The organism is Streptomyces sp. ISL-11, assembly GCF_018614525.1.
Lineage (GTDB): Bacteria > Actinomycetota > Actinomycetes > Streptomycetales > Streptomycetaceae > Streptomyces.
The window spans coordinates 46,881-60,076 of the sequence record NZ_JAGGOL010000008.1; the positions used below are offsets into that span (position 1 = coordinate 46,881).

Sequence of the window (13,196 nt, forward strand, 5' to 3'; positions counted from 1 at the left end):
GGTACCCGAACGGGTCTCATGATTTGGAATCCACGGACAAGGGGCGTACCGGGCGGGTATCCCGAGGCCGTAGGGTCGAGCGGTGTTCGAACGACGAAACAGGACGCACGCCCGGAAGCATTCCGCCCCGCCCCGCCGTAGGCGCGCCGCCCCCCGCAAGCGGCGGCTCCTGCCCGCCTACCCCCGGCCGGGCCGGCAGGGCTTCCGGCGCTGGGTGCCGTCGTGGCGCCAGACACTGGGCGCCTTCCTGTCCGTGGCCGGCGCCCTGACCGCCCTGGTGGCGATCATGTACATACGGACGGACATACCCTCCGACCTCAACGCCTTCGCCACCCAGCAGGACAACGTCTACTACTGGGCCGACGGCACCGAGATGGCCCGCACCGGCGAGGTCAACCGTCAGGACACCGACCTGAAGAAGGTCCCGGAGAAGGTCCGGTGGGCGGCGCTGGCGGCCGAGAACGAGACGTTCTACTCCGACAGCGGCATCTCGCCGAGCGGCATGGTGCGCGCCGTCTCCAAGATGGTCACGGGCGGCAGCACCCAGGGCGGCTCGACCATCACCCAGCAGTACGTGAAGAACGCCTACCTCAACCAGGAGCAGACCTTCACCCGCAAGCTCACCGAGATGTTCATCGCCATCAAGCTGGACAACCGGATGAGCAAGGACGACATCCTGGAGGGCTACCTCAACACCAGCTGGTTCGGGCGCGGCACCTACGGCATCCAGCGGGCCTCCCACGCCTACTACGACAAGGACGTCTCGCAGCTCAACGCCAGCGAGGGCGCGTTCCTCGCGTCGCTGCTCAAGGGCGCCGGCCTGTACGACCCCGCGCTCGGCTCCAAGAACCACGAGCGGGCCGTGGAGCGCTGGAAGTGGATCCTCGACCGGATGGTCGTCACCGGCAAGCTCTCCCAGGAGGAGCGGGCCCGCTACACCACCTTCCCCGAGCCCAAGGCCCCGCCGAGGCCGGCGGGCCTCACCGGCCAGACCGGCTACCTCGTGGAGACGGCCCGCGCCTACGTCAGCGCCCACACCGAGGTCTCCGACCACGACTTCGACCTCGGCGGCTACCAGATCCGCACCACCTTCGAGCGGCCGGGCATGGACGCGCTGAACAAGGCCGTCGAGGAGGTGAGCGGCCGCCTCGACCCGGAGAAGCGGGAGGCCGACCGGGACGTGCGCATCGGAGCCGCCTCGGTCACCACCGACGGGCGCATCGTCGCCCTGCACGGCGGCCCCGGCTACCTCAAGCAGGGTTTCAACGACGCCAACTCCTCCGTCGTCCCGGCCGGCACGGCCTTCACGCCCTTCGTCTACGCCGCCGCCCTGCGCGACGGCGTCCAGCTCGAACGCGGCAAACCCCGCACACCCGTCTCCCCGTCGACCGTCTACGACGGCGACAACAAGGTGTCCCTGCGCACTCCGGAGGGCCCGTACTGGGACCGCTCCGGGAAGATCGTCAAGGGTGTCAACGACGGCGGGAAGTCCTGGGGGAAGATCAGCCTCAAGGAAGCGGTCGCGCAGTCCGTCAACACCCCGATGATGCAGCTGGGCATGGACGTGGGACTGGACCAGGTCGGCGACACCGCCGTCCGCGCGGGCCTGCTCAGGAACAGCCTCGGAACGAAGGTTCCCGTCTTCTCCCTGGGGACCACGACGCCCAGCGCCATCCGCATGGCCGGCGCGTACGGCACGTTCGCCGCCCGGGGCCTGCACAGCGAGCCGTACTCCGTGGACAGGCTGAGCCGCAACGGCAACGCCGTCCCCGTCGAGAAGCCGAGCGCCGAGCGGGCCCTGCCCGAACGGGTCGCGGCCGCCGTCGACGACGCCCTGCGCGACGCGGTCAGGCGCGGCAGCGCCACCACCGCGCGGGCGGCCGGGTCCGACGCTGCGGGCAAGACCGGCACCGGGCAGGACAACAAGTCGGCCTGGTTCGTCGGCTACCGCGGCAAGCTGTCGACCGCCGTCTCGCTCTCCCGCATCGACCCCAAGACGCAGGAACTGCTGTCGCTGGACGGCCTCGGCGGCGCCGCGAAGTCCACGCCGGGCAGCGTCTTCCCCATCGACATCTGGACGAAGTACATGACCGCGCGGAAGAGCTGACGCCGCCCCGGGCGCCGGACCCGCTTCGGCGCCCGGCCCGCTTCGTGACGAAGCGGGCCTGCTTCTCGACGAAGCCCGGCCTGCTTCTCGACGAAGCCCGGCCTGCTTCTCGACGAAGCCCGGCCTGCCGGCCTACTTCTTGACGAAGCCCGGCCTGCCGGCCTACTTCTTGACGAAGGTGGACCAGTCCGGCGCCTGGGCCGGGTCCAGCCCGCGCAGCTTCGTCAGCACCTTCGGGTCCTGGGCGTCCAGCCAGTCGGCGAGCTGCTTGAACGACACACAGCGCACCCCGTCGCGCTTGCACACCGACTTCATGACGTCCTCGATGGCCTTCATGTAGATGCCACCGTTCCAGTCCTCGAAGTGGTTGCCGATGAACAGCGGGGCACGGCTGCCGTTGTAGACGCGCTCGAAACCGTTCAGATAGCCGTCCCGCGTCAGCTTCCGCCACTCGGCGTACTTCGCGGGGTCGCCCTTGGTGTTGTCACCGGACTGGTTGTAGAGGAAGTTGAAGTCCATCGACAGGACCTGCTTCTCGCTCTTCGGATACGGCAGCAGCTGCAGCGGGAAATTCCAGATGCCCTTGGTCTGCGAGGGCCAGATCTGGAAGTCGCCGGGCGAGCTCGCGTCGTACCGCCAGCCGTAGGACTTCGCGGCGGTGAGGAGGTTCTGCTGCCCCTCCAGGCAGGGCGCACGGCCGCCCACCAGCTCCTTCTTGAAGTCGAAGGGCAGCGGGGGCAGGTTCGTGTAGCCGGTGTTCGTCTTCCAGTTCTGGACGAATGAATACGACTGGTCGATCTCGCTCTTCCACTCCGCCGTGCTCCAGTCGTTGCCGCCCTTGGCGCCGCAGAAGTGCCCGTTGAAGTGGGTGCCTATCTCATTGCCGTCCAGCCACGCGCCCCGCAGCTGGGCCAGCGTGTCCTTGATGTGCGCGTCCGTCGCGAAGGAGATCGCCGCGTCACCCGGCTTGTGCTGCGGCGGCTTGTACAGCGTCGCCTTCGACTTCGGCAGCAGGTACATGCTGGTGAGGAAGAACGTCATCTGGGCGTTGTTCTGCTTGGCGGTCTCGCGGAAGTGCGAGAAGAGGTGGTCGTCGCCCTCCAGCGCGCCGTCCCAGGAGAAGACCACGAACTGCGGCGGCTTCTCGCCCGGCTTGAGCTTCACGGGCTTGGGCTGCTTGGGCTGCGGACCGGTGGAGGACGTCGAGCCGTCCCCGAGCACCCGGACCTTGCCGTCCCACTTCTCCTCGGGCTTCGCGCTCGGCGACGACTCCTCGTCCGCCTCGCCGCCCGGAGCGTTCTTCGCCTTGCCCTTCGACCCCGCGGAAGCGGTCGGAGAACCGCCCTTCGCGTCGGTGTCCTTGCCGGAATCGCAGGCCGACAGCCCCAGGCCGAGGGCGGCCACGGCGCCCACGGTGACCAGAGCCGTCGCGCCGCGTACGGTCCTTATCGACAACTTCCTACCCCCTGGCGCCAAAACAGATGTTCTGACGCCAGTATCACAGGTCGTACGATCGGCCCCGCAGCGCCGGGTGGTCCGCGACCACCGTGCACGACCCCGGCGCGATCTCGGTGAACCCCGCGTCCCGCACCACCGGCAGCCCGCTCGTGGTCAGAGCGGCCCAGCGCGCGGGCTCCGCCGTCCGCACCGCCAGCGCGAAACCGGCCGCCCGCCAGGCGTCCCGCGCCGCGCCGTCCAGCTCCCACCACGCCAGCTGGGCGCCGTGGCCCGCCTGGGCCATGGCCTTGCCGGCCGACATCTCCAGCTCCGGGTTCAGCCACAGCACCGGCACCGACGCGTCCGGCGCCGGCGGCGGCCCGGCATCGTCCAGGTCCGTGCCCGAGACCTGGAGCTTGACCAGTTCCTTGGGCCAGCCGTCCAGCGGTACGGGCGGGAAGACGCGCACCTCCGCCCGCTCGCCCGGCACCGTGATGCCCGGCAGCCCCGACGCCTTCCGCCACTCCGCGCCCCGCGCCCGGCGCACCACCTTGCGGATCCTCGCGTCCTGCCAGTCCCGCACCGCGCGCGCCCACGCGCCGTCCTCGCCGTCGGCACCGGGGAGCGACCGCTCGTCCGACAGCAGCGTGAGCACCGCGCGGGCCGCGGTCTCCAGCGCGTCCGTACGGGCCGGCGGCTCCGCCTTCTCGATCCGGACGACGAGCGGCAGCACGAACTGCGGCGCCTTGTCCCGGGGGTTCTCACCGGGGTACTCGCCGGCGGTGGTGGGCGAAGTGGTGTCAGGGCTGGTCACGGCCACCAGTCTGCCAGCCGTCCGGTGGGCGGCCGGACGGGCCCATTTTTTGGCGCGGGCCCGCTTGCCGCGGCGCGCGTGAGAGCACGGGGCTCCGCCCCGGACCCCGGTCCTCAAACGCCGGACGGGCTGGATTTGGCGCGGGCCCGCTCGCAGCGGACGGGAGGTGGGCCGGCAGTGCCCTGCCGACGGTCCTGAGGTCGCACCCCGGACCGGCTCGCGGCGAACGCGCGCCCCCGACGCCCGTCAGGCAAGCGCCGGACAGGCCGTAAATCAAGTCTGTCCGGCGATTGAGGTCACCCCCCCCGGGTGCGGGTCACCGCCCCGTGCCCTGGGCCGGCTCGCGGCGAACGCGCGCCCCTGACGGCCGTCAGCCAGTCGCCGGACAGGCCGTGAACCAAGCCCGTCCGGCGATTGAGGACACCACCCCGGTGCGGGTCACCGCCCCCGCTAGTCCGCGACCAGCGACTTCGCATCGCGCGCCAGCGCCGTCAGCCGCGAGATCGCGCGGAAGTACTTCTTGCGGTAGCCACCGTTCAGCATCTCCTCGCTGAACAGTTCGTCGAAGGGCCGCCCCGACGCCAGCACCGGCACCTCGCGGTCGTAGAGCCGGTCCGCCAGGACCACCAGCCGCAGGGCCGTGGACTGGTCCGCCACCGGCTCCACGCCGGTCAGGCACACCGCGCGCACGGAGTCGCACATCGCTCCGTAGCGGCTCGGGTGGACCTTGGAGAGGTGGTCGAGGAGGGCGGGGAAGGCGTCCAGGGAGGCGCCGGGCGTCGCGTGCGCCGCGCGGGTGACGGTGGCGTCGTCGTGCGGGGCCGGTGCCTGCGGCAGGCCGCGGTGGCGGTAGTCCTCGCCGTCGATGCGCAGCGGGCGGAAGTGTGCGGACAGGCCCTGGATCTCGCGCAGGAAGTCGGCCGACGCGAAGCGGCCCTCGCCGAGCTTGCCCGGCAGCGTGTTGGAGGTCGCGGCGAGCGCCACGCCCGCGTCGACGAGCTTGCCCAGCAGGGTCGAGACGAGCACGGTGTCGCCCGGGTCGTCCAGCTCGAATTCGTCGATGCACAGCAGCCGGTGTTCGCCGAGGGTGCGGACGGTCTGCTGGAAGCCCAGCGCGCCGACGAGGTTGGTCAGCTCCACGAACGTGCCGAACGCCTTCTGCTCGGGCGCGGCCGGGGTGGCGTGCCAGAGGGAGGCCAGCAGGTGGGTCTTGCCGACGCCGTAGCCGCCGTCGAGGTAGACGCCGCGCGGACCGGCGGCGGGCTTGGCCTCGCGCCGGAACCAGCGCTTGCGGCCGCTGCCGCTCGCGCTCGCGCCGCCGAGACCGGCGGCGAAGTCGCTCAGCACCCGCACGGCCTCGGCCTGGCTGGGCTGGTCGGCGGCCGGGATGTAGTTGTCGAAGCGCACGGAGTCGAAGCGCGGCGGCGGCACCATCTCGGCGACCAGACGGTCGGCCGGGACGTGCGGGGCGCGCGAGGTCAGTGCGATCGGCGCGCCGGAGCCGTCGGCGGACGGCGAGGCGCTGGCGGCGGAGGCGGTGGAGGGCGACACAGCCGTCCAGCCTAGCCGCTGTCCGCCCGCTGCCGGGCCGGGGAACAGCGAGCCATGTCACACTGCGGCCTATGCGACGCCTGTTCCCCTTCCCGCTCACCCCGTCCGACAGCGAAGACCGCACCTGGGACCTGGCCGAGCTGGCCGAGTCCTACGCCTACCCGGAGACCCCGGGAGGAGCGGCGGGATCGGGGGGCCACGGATGGCTGCGGGCCAATATGGTCTCCTCCCTCGACGGCGCGGCCCATCACGAGGGGCGCTCCCAGCCGCTGTCCTCGAACGCCGACATGCGGATCTTCGGCACCCTGCGGGGCCTCGCCGACGCCGTGGTGGTGGGGGCCGAGACCGTACGGCAGGAGGGCTACCGGCCCGCGCGGGCCCGGGAGGCGTTCGCGGCGCGCCGCGCGGCGCTCGGTCAGGGGCCCGCGCCGGCGATCGCGGTCGTGAGCGCCGGTCTCGACCTGGACTTCTCACTTCCGTTGTTCACCGAGCCGCTGGTGCCGACGATCGTGCTGACCGGTGAGGACGCCCCCGAGGACCGCGTGGCCGCGGCGCGCGCGGCGGGTGCGGAGGTGATCGCCGCGGGGGAGGGCCGGCGGGTCGATCCGGCGCTCGTGCCCCGGGTGCTGGCCGGGCGGGGGCTGACGCGGCTGCTGACGGAGGGCGGCCCCCGGCTGCTGGGTCAGTTCGTGGCGGCGGGCGTGCTGGACGAGATGTGCCTGTCCCTGGCCCCGGTGGCGGTGTCGGGGACGGCGGCACGGATCGTCAATGGTCCCCCCGTCGTGGTGCCGGAACGATTCGCCCTGGCGTCGGTCATAGAAGAATCAGGATTCCTCTTCACCAGGTACCACCGGATCTGACACGTGCCACCGGATCCGACGGGCGCCACCGGATCCGACCATCGGCGGAATTGCCCGTTCCGGTTACCTGTCGATGGGCAGAATTGAGTCAGACGCGCCCCCAGGGGCACGAGATCGGGACAGGCGGGCCCGCTGGGCCCGCGCAGGATGGTTTCTGTTGGGCCCGGTGGCCCACGAAGGAGAAGGGACCCACCGTGTTCACGAGCGTATTGATGATCGAGCAACCGCTGTCCGCCGAGGACGTCGACTTCGTGACCAGCCTCCACGACGACGAGATGTCCTTCGTGGTGCTGATGCAGCCCAGAGGCGCCGAGGACCGCCTGCTGCGCGCCATCGACGACGTCGCCCTCGGCGAGCTGGAACAGGCTGTCCACGAGGCCGACGAACCCGAGGGGGAACAGGCCCGCAGGCCCGCGGCCCTGGCCCTCGAACACTCGCTCCGCCTGCTCCGTGACGCCGGCTGCGAGGCCGTCGGCCAGACCGTCGACGGGCACCCCCTCGACCTGCTGCGGTCGGTCGTCGACCAGACCCACGCGGACGAGGTGATCGTGCTGACCGCCCCCCACCTGGTCGAGGAGTTCTTCCACCGCGACTGGGCCTCCCGGGCCCGGCACAAGGTCGGGGTGCCCGTCCTGAAGCTCTACGCCCACAACGACGAGGACGCCTTCCCTCAGGGCTGACCCGGCGGCCCTCCGGGCTGACCCGGCGGGCCCCCGCCCAGCCGCCCGTCGTCCATCGCCAGCACCCGGTCCGCCCGCCTCAGCAGCGCCCGGTCGTGCGTGACCAGCACCGTCGCCGTGCGGTGCCGCCGCGTCACCTCGGCCAGCAGCTCCACCACCCGCTCGCCGCGCTCGTGATCCAGCGCCGACGTCGGCTCGTCCACCAGCAGCACGGACGGGCCGGCGAACAGCGCGCGGGCGATGTTCACGCGCTGCCGCTCGCCACCGGACAACCGGTGCGGGCGGCGGCGGCGCTTCGCCGCGTCCAGCCCGACCGACTCCAGCAGCCCGGCCGCCCGCGCCCGCTCCGCCCGTACCCTCCCTCCCCGCAGGTGGGCCACGGCCAGCAGCTGTTCCTCGGCCGTCAGCGACGGCAGCAGGTTCGCCTGCTGGAACACGATGCCGATCCGCTCGCGGCGCAGCGCCGCGCGCTCCCGCTCGCTCATGCGCGCCGTCTCCCGCCCGGCCAGCACCACCCGGCCCGAGTCCGGCCGCAGCAGCGTCGCCGCCACCGCCAGGAGGCTCGACTTGCCCGAGCCGGACGGCCCGACGACCGCCACCAGCTCGCCGGGGGCCACGGTCAGGGACACCCGGTCCAGGGCCGTCAGGGTCCGGTCGCCATCCGGATAGGTGAGCGTCACGTCCTCCATCGCCAGGGCGGCCGCCGCGGTCGTCGGGGTGGTCATCGGTTCGCTCCCAGTGCGGTCAGGGGATCCACGGAGGTGATGCGGCGCACGGCGAGCGCGGAGCCGGCCAGTCCCAGCAGCACCATCGCCGCCAGCGGTACGGCCACGGTGGCGGCACCCAGCTCGAACGGCACCGACGCCGACGCCAGCGCACCACCGCCCGCGCCCGCCGCCGCGCCCAGCGCCGCCCCGGAGAGCAGCACGGCGGCCGCCTGCCCCAGCGCGTCGCGCACCAGATAGCCGCTGCTCGCGCCCAGCGCCTTGAGCACCGCCACCTCGGGCCGCCGCTGCACCGTCCACACCGTGAAGAAGGCCCCCACCACCAGCGCGCCGACCGCGAAGAGGAAGCCCTGGACGAGCCGGAGCGTGCCGTGCTCGGCGGCGTAGCCGTCGATGCCGTCGAGCGCGGCGCCGGTCCCCACCGCCTTCGTGGACCGCGCGACGGCCCCCGGCGGGCCGCCCGCGCCGGTCACGGCGAGCGCCGTCGGCCACCGCTGGTGGCTCACCCGGTGCCAGGTCGCGAGGGTCGTCCACACGGCCGGGGCGTGCCCGTGGGCGCGGTCGGCCGTGATGCCCGAGACGGTCAGCTCCCGCGTGCCGAGGACGACCCGGTCGCCCACCTTGATACCGCCCTCCCGCGCGACGCGCCCGCTCACCGCGAGCCCGCCGTCCCCGGGCGCCGAACCGGACACCAGCGCGGGCCGCAGCCCCTCCGCGGTACCGAAGGCGCTCACCGACGTGGCCCTGCCGTGCGCCGTCAGCCGCGTCATCGCGACGCCCAGCGGCTCCGCCGCGCGGACGCCCGGCGCCGCACGCCACGCCGCCAGCTGCCGGTCGTCGACCGAGCTGTTGGAGAACGACACCTCGGGCTCCGCGCCGGCGGGCGCCCCGAAGACGACGCGCTGGGCCGGCAGCCCCGCGACGGCGGAGGTCGCCTCCCGGGCCAGGCCGTCGGTCAGGCCGTAGAGGAAGACCACCAGCGTGGTGACGAGCGCGACGACGGCGCCCATGAGGGCGAACCGCCCCCGGGCGAAACGGATGTCACGGAGTGCGACGAACAAGGACCCTCCCCGGGCTCTGATCAGGACACCTCCACCGTGCCGCGCGCGGGCCGCGCCGCCATCAGGGCAAGGACGGGTCCCCGGCTCGTCCGTACGGCGCACCCGGAAATCAATCGAACGGTTGAGGGCCGGGCCGCCGGGCCCGCCCGGGCGGCGCCGTACGCTCGACGGGATGACCCGAGACCCCGCCCCCGACGCGACGGCTCCGCGCGCTGGTGTGCGCGGCCGCCGCGCACACGAACGCGTCGCCGGCGAGGCGCCCTCACTGCGCCTGGTCCGGCTCGCGGTGCACGGCGCGTTCTACACGCTGCTCGCGGTCGCCCTCGGCCCCGCGCTCCTGGGGGCCGGGTCCCCGGCCGTCCTCGCGCCCGGCCTGCTGCTCGCCGCCGCCTACGGCGCCGGTGCCGTACGGCGGACCCGCCGGCCCGGCGCGTGGCTCACCGCCGTCACCGGCCTGTGGCTCGCCCTGCTCGTCATGGACCACGGCTTCAGCTACGTCGCCTTCCCGCTCTTCTTCCTCTTCCTGTACGCCCTGCCGGTGCGCTGGTCGCTGCCCGCGGTCGCGGCCTGCACCGCCGCCGTCGTCGCCGCCCAGGCGGCCGCGCCCGGCGGGCTCACCGCGGCCAAGGTCATCGGCCCCGTCGCCGGGGCGGCCGTCGCCGTCCTGACCGCCTACGGCTACGCCGCGCTCTACCGGGAGACCCGCCGGCGCCAGCGCCTGATCGACGACCTGGTCCGCACCCGCGACGAGCTCGCGGCCGCCCAGCGCGAGGCGGGCCGGCTCGCCGAGCGGCAGCGGCTCGCCCGCGAGATCCACGACACCCTGGCCCAGGGCCTGTCCAGCATCGTCCTGCTCGCCCGCGCCGCCGAGACCGCCGACACCGGCACGGCACGCGCGCGCATGCGCGAGGTCGCCCGGACCGCCTCCGACAACCTCGCCGAGGCCCGCCGGTTCGTCCAGGCCCTCACCCCGCCCGCCCTGGACGACGCCACCCTGCCCGAGGCACTGCGCCGCGTCACCGCCCGCGCCCTGCCCACCGCCGCCTTCCACCTCGACGGCGAGCCGTGCGCCCTGCCCGTCGAGACCGAGGTGGCCCTGCTGCGCCTGACCCAGGAGGCGCTCACCAACGTCGCCCGGCACGCCCGCGCCGACCGCGCCGCCGTGACCCTCTCCTACCTCGACGGCCAGGTCACCCTCGACGTCTACGACGACGGCGTCGGCTTCACCCCCGACGCCCCCGCCGCGGACGGCCGGCGCACCTTCGGCCTCCACGGCATGCGCGAGCGCATCACCGAGCTGGGCGGCACCCTGACCGTCGAGTCGGCCCCCGGCGAGGGCACGGCGGTCGCCGCCGCGCTGCCGGTCCGCACCGGCGTCATCGGGACGGAGGCCGCGTGACCGGCGTCATCCGCGTGCTCCTCGTCGACGACCACCCCGTCGTACGCCGCGGCCTGCGCGCCATGGTCGACGACCTGCCCGAGGTGACGGCCGTCGGCGAGGCCGCCGACGGCGGCGAGGCCCTGCGCCTCCTCGACGGCGGTGCACGGCCGGACGTGGTCCTGATGGACCTCCAGATGGGCACCGGCATGCACGGCGTGGAGGCGACCCGCCGCATCACCGCCCTGCCCGACCCGCCCGCCGTCCTCATCCTCACCACCTACAGCACCGATGCCGACATCCTCGCCGCCGTCGAGGCCGGGGCCACCGGCTACCTCCTCAAGGACGCGCCGCCGGAGGAGGTCGCGGCCGCCGTCCACGCCGCCGCCCGCGGCGAGACCGTCCTCGCCCCACCGGTCGCCGCCCGCCTGCTGGGCCGCGTACGGGCCGGCGGCCGGCCCGCCCTGTCGCCGCGCGAGACGGAGATCCTCGGGCTGCTCGGCGAGGGGCTCGCCAACCGGCAGATCTCCCGCCGCCTCTTCATCAGCGAGGCCACGGTCAAGACCCACCTCGTGCACATCTACGGCAAGCTCGGCGTCGACAGCCGTACCGCGGCCGTCGCGGCGGGCCTGGCGGCGGGGCTGATCCGCCCGGTGTGACGGGCGCGGGCCGGACTGTCGGCGGCGGGTGCGACAATTCCTTGCAGTCACGAACGCCGACCTCAGGGAGCACCGCACATGGCACCGGCCGTCCCCACGACGATGGACCGACCGCACTTCATCGGCATCGGCGGCGCCGGCATGTCGGGCATCGCGAAGATCCTCGCCCAGCGCGGCGCGAGCGTCGCCGGCAGCGACGCCAAGGACTCCGCGACCGCCGAGGCGCTGCGCGCCCTGGGCGCCACCGTGCACATCGGCCACGCCGCCGCCCACCTGGCCGAGGACGCCACCTGCGTGGTCGTCTCCAGTGCCATCCGCGCCGACAACCCCGAGCTCGCGGCCGCCGCCGAGCGCGGCATCCCCGTCGTGCACCGCTCCGACGCGCTCGCCCGCCTGATGGACGGCCTGCGCCCGATCGCCGTCGCCGGCACCCACGGCAAGACGACCACGACCTCCATGCTCGCGGTCTCCCTCGACGCCCTCGGCCTCGCCCCGTCGTACGCCATCGGCGGCGACCTGGGCGCCCCCGGCTCCAACGCCTGCCACGGGGACGGCGAGATCTTCGTGGCGGAGGCGGACGAGAGCGACCGCAGCTTCCACAAGTACGCGCCCGAGGTCGCCATCATCCTCAACGTGGAGCTCGACCACCACGCCAACTACGCGTCGATGGACGAGATCTACGAGTCCTTCGACACCTTCGTGGGCCGTATCCGCCCTGGCGGCACGCTCGTAGTCGCCGCCGACCAGGCCGGCGCCCGCGAGCTGACCGAGCGCGTCTCGGGCCGCTACGACATCGAGGTCGTCACCTACGGCGAGGCCGAGGACGCCGACGTCCGGGTCCTCAAGGTCAACCCGCGCGGCCTGACCAGCGAGGTCACCGTCCTGCTGAACGGCAAGATGCTGACCTTCACCGTCTCCGTGCCCGGCCGGCACTACGCGCACAACGCCGTCGCCGCCCTCGCCGCGGGCGTCGCGCTCGGCATCCCGGTGCACAACCTCGCCTCCGCGCTCGGCAAGTACACCGGCGTCAAGCGCCGCCTCCAGCTCAAGGGCGAGGCCGGCGGCGTCCAGGTCATCGACTCCTACGCCCACCACCCGACCGAGATGACCGCCGACCTGGAGGCCATCCGGGGCGCGGTCGGCGACGCCGCGCGCGTCCTGGTCGTCTTCCAGCCGCACCTGTTCAGCCGCACCCAGGAGCTCGGCACCGAGATGGGACAGGCGCTCGCCCTGGCCGACGCCTCGGTGGTCCTGGACATCTACCCCGCCCGCGAGGACCCGATCCCCGGCATCACCAGCGCCCTGATCATCGACGCCGCCCAGGAAGCGGGCGCCGACGTGCGCGCCGAGCACACCATGGCCGCGATCCCGGACGTCGTCGCGGGAATGGCCGGGCCCGGCGATCTCGTTCTGACCATGGGCGCCGGTGACGTCACGGACCTCGGTCCGGCGATCCTGGCCCGCCTGGAGAGCTGACACCGCCGGACCACCGGCAGGAACGGAAGGAACGCGCGACATGGCGTACGAGGTCGAGAAGACGGACGAGCAGTGGCGCGCGGAGCTGACCCCGGCGGAGTACCAGGTGCTCCGCCGGGCCGGCACCGAGCCCGCCTTCCGCGGTGAGTACACCGACACCACCACGACCGGCGTCTATTCCTGCCGGGCCTGCGGCGCGGAGCTGTTCCGCTCGACGGAGAAGTTCGCGAGCCACTGCGGCTGGCCGAGCTTCTTCGACCCGAAGGACACCTCCGCCGTCGAGCTCGTCGAGGACCGTTCGCACGGCATGGCCCGCACCGAGGTGCGCTGCGCCCGCTGCGGCTCGCACCTCGGCCACGTCTTCGAGGGCGAGGGGTACCCCACCCCCACCGACCAGCGCTACTGCATCAACTCGATCTCGCTCCGGCTGGAGCCGGAGGAGGGCTGA

12 protein-coding genes are annotated in these 13,196 nt (G+C 73.4%); 7 read left to right on the forward strand and 5 right to left on the reverse strand.

Annotated features, from left to right (window positions below; all coding sequences use genetic code 11):
• Window positions 1-82: 82 nt before the first annotated feature.
• Complete coding sequence (locus J7E86_RS01750) at window positions 83-2,107, forward strand: transglycosylase domain-containing protein (RefSeq protein WP_215079014.1); 2,025 nt, start codon at window positions 83-85, stop codon at window positions 2,105-2,107.
• Window positions 2,108-2,269: 162 nt separating this feature from the next.
• Here the strand turns inward: J7E86_RS01750 and J7E86_RS01755 are convergent, their stop codons facing one another.
• The 3 genes from J7E86_RS01755 to zapE all read right to left on the reverse strand — a co-directional run bounded on the left by J7E86_RS01755 (window position 2,270) and on the right by zapE (window position 5,909).
• Window positions 2,270-3,562, reverse strand: coding sequence for a hypothetical protein (locus tag J7E86_RS01755; protein ID WP_215079016.1), 1,293 nt, complete (start codon window positions 3,560-3,562; stop codon window positions 2,270-2,272).
• Window positions 3,563-3,605: 43 nt separating this feature from the next.
• Window positions 3,606-4,358: a peptidyl-tRNA hydrolase gene (locus J7E86_RS01760; RefSeq protein ID WP_308312434.1), complete on the reverse strand. Its 753-nt coding sequence runs from the start codon at window positions 4,356-4,358 to the stop codon at window positions 3,606-3,608.
• A 450-nt stretch (window positions 4,359-4,808) separates the two neighbouring features.
• Window positions 4,809-5,909: a cell division protein ZapE gene (zapE, locus tag J7E86_RS01765; RefSeq protein WP_215079018.1), complete on the reverse strand. Its 1,101-nt coding sequence runs from the start codon at window positions 5,907-5,909 to the stop codon at window positions 4,809-4,811.
• A gap of 71 nt (window positions 5,910-5,980) precedes the next feature.
• Between zapE and J7E86_RS01770 the strand changes: the two genes are divergently transcribed.
• Window positions 5,981-6,769 (forward strand): pyrimidine reductase family protein, encoded by a 789-nt coding sequence (locus J7E86_RS01770; protein WP_215079020.1) that lies wholly within the window; start codon window positions 5,981-5,983, stop codon window positions 6,767-6,769.
• A gap of 194 nt (window positions 6,770-6,963) precedes the next feature.
• Window positions 6,964-7,449, forward strand: a complete 486-nt coding sequence (locus J7E86_RS01775; protein WP_215079023.1) for an indole-3-glycerol phosphate synthase — start codon at window positions 6,964-6,966, stop codon at window positions 7,447-7,449.
• Here the strand turns inward: J7E86_RS01775 and J7E86_RS01780 are convergent.
• Together J7E86_RS01780 and J7E86_RS01785 are read right to left on the reverse strand one after the other, a co-directional pair.
• On the reverse strand, window positions 7,440-8,174 hold the full coding sequence (locus tag J7E86_RS01780; protein ID WP_215079025.1) for an ABC transporter ATP-binding protein: 735 nt from the start codon (window positions 8,172-8,174) through the stop codon (window positions 7,440-7,442). The genes J7E86_RS01775 and J7E86_RS01780 overlap by 10 nt on opposite strands.
• On the reverse strand, window positions 8,171-9,235 hold the full coding sequence (locus J7E86_RS01785) for an ABC transporter permease (RefSeq protein WP_215079027.1): 1,065 nt from the start codon (window positions 9,233-9,235) through the stop codon (window positions 8,171-8,173). The genes J7E86_RS01780 and J7E86_RS01785 overlap by 4 nt, the downstream gene beginning before the upstream one ends.
• Window positions 9,236-9,407: 172 nt before the next feature.
• Between J7E86_RS01785 and J7E86_RS01790 the strand changes: the two genes are divergently transcribed.
• The 4 genes from J7E86_RS01790 (at window position 9,408) to msrB (ending at window position 13,196) form a co-directional block, all read left to right on the forward strand.
• Window positions 9,408-10,634: a sensor histidine kinase gene (locus J7E86_RS01790; RefSeq protein WP_215079028.1), complete on the forward strand. Its 1,227-nt coding sequence runs from the start codon at window positions 9,408-9,410 to the stop codon at window positions 10,632-10,634.
• Window positions 10,631-11,272 carry a response regulator transcription factor gene (locus J7E86_RS01795; protein WP_215079030.1) on the forward strand — a complete coding sequence of 214 codons (642 nt, stop codon included), beginning with the start codon at window positions 10,631-10,633 and terminating at the stop codon, window positions 11,270-11,272. The genes J7E86_RS01790 and J7E86_RS01795 overlap by 4 nt, the downstream gene beginning before the upstream one ends.
• Window positions 11,273-11,350: 78 nt before the next feature.
• On the forward strand, window positions 11,351-12,748 hold the full coding sequence (murC, locus tag J7E86_RS01800; protein WP_215079032.1) for a UDP-N-acetylmuramate--L-alanine ligase: 1,398 nt from the start codon (window positions 11,351-11,353) through the stop codon (window positions 12,746-12,748).
• Window positions 12,749-12,788: 40 nt separating this feature from the next.
• Complete coding sequence (gene msrB, locus J7E86_RS01805; protein WP_215079034.1) at window positions 12,789-13,196, forward strand: peptide-methionine (R)-S-oxide reductase MsrB; 408 nt, start codon at window positions 12,789-12,791, stop codon at window positions 13,194-13,196.

Excerpts from the sequence above, each read along its gene's own strand:
- J7E86_RS01770 (WP_215079020.1), top strand. The coding sequence starts at position 5,981 with ATGCGACGCCTGTTCCCCTTCCCGCTCACCCCGTCCGACAGCGAAGAC.
- J7E86_RS01780 (WP_215079025.1), bottom strand. The coding sequence starts at position 8,174 with ATGACCACCCCGACGACCGCGGCGGCCGCCCTGGCGATGGAGGACGTG.
- J7E86_RS01790 (WP_215079028.1), top strand. The coding sequence starts at position 9,408 with ATGACCCGAGACCCCGCCCCCGACGCGACGGCTCCGCGCGCTGGTGTG.
- murC (WP_215079032.1), top strand. The coding sequence starts at position 11,351 with ATGGCACCGGCCGTCCCCACGACGATGGACCGACCGCACTTCATCGGC.
- msrB (WP_215079034.1), top strand. The coding sequence starts at position 12,789 with ATGGCGTACGAGGTCGAGAAGACGGACGAGCAGTGGCGCGCGGAGCTG.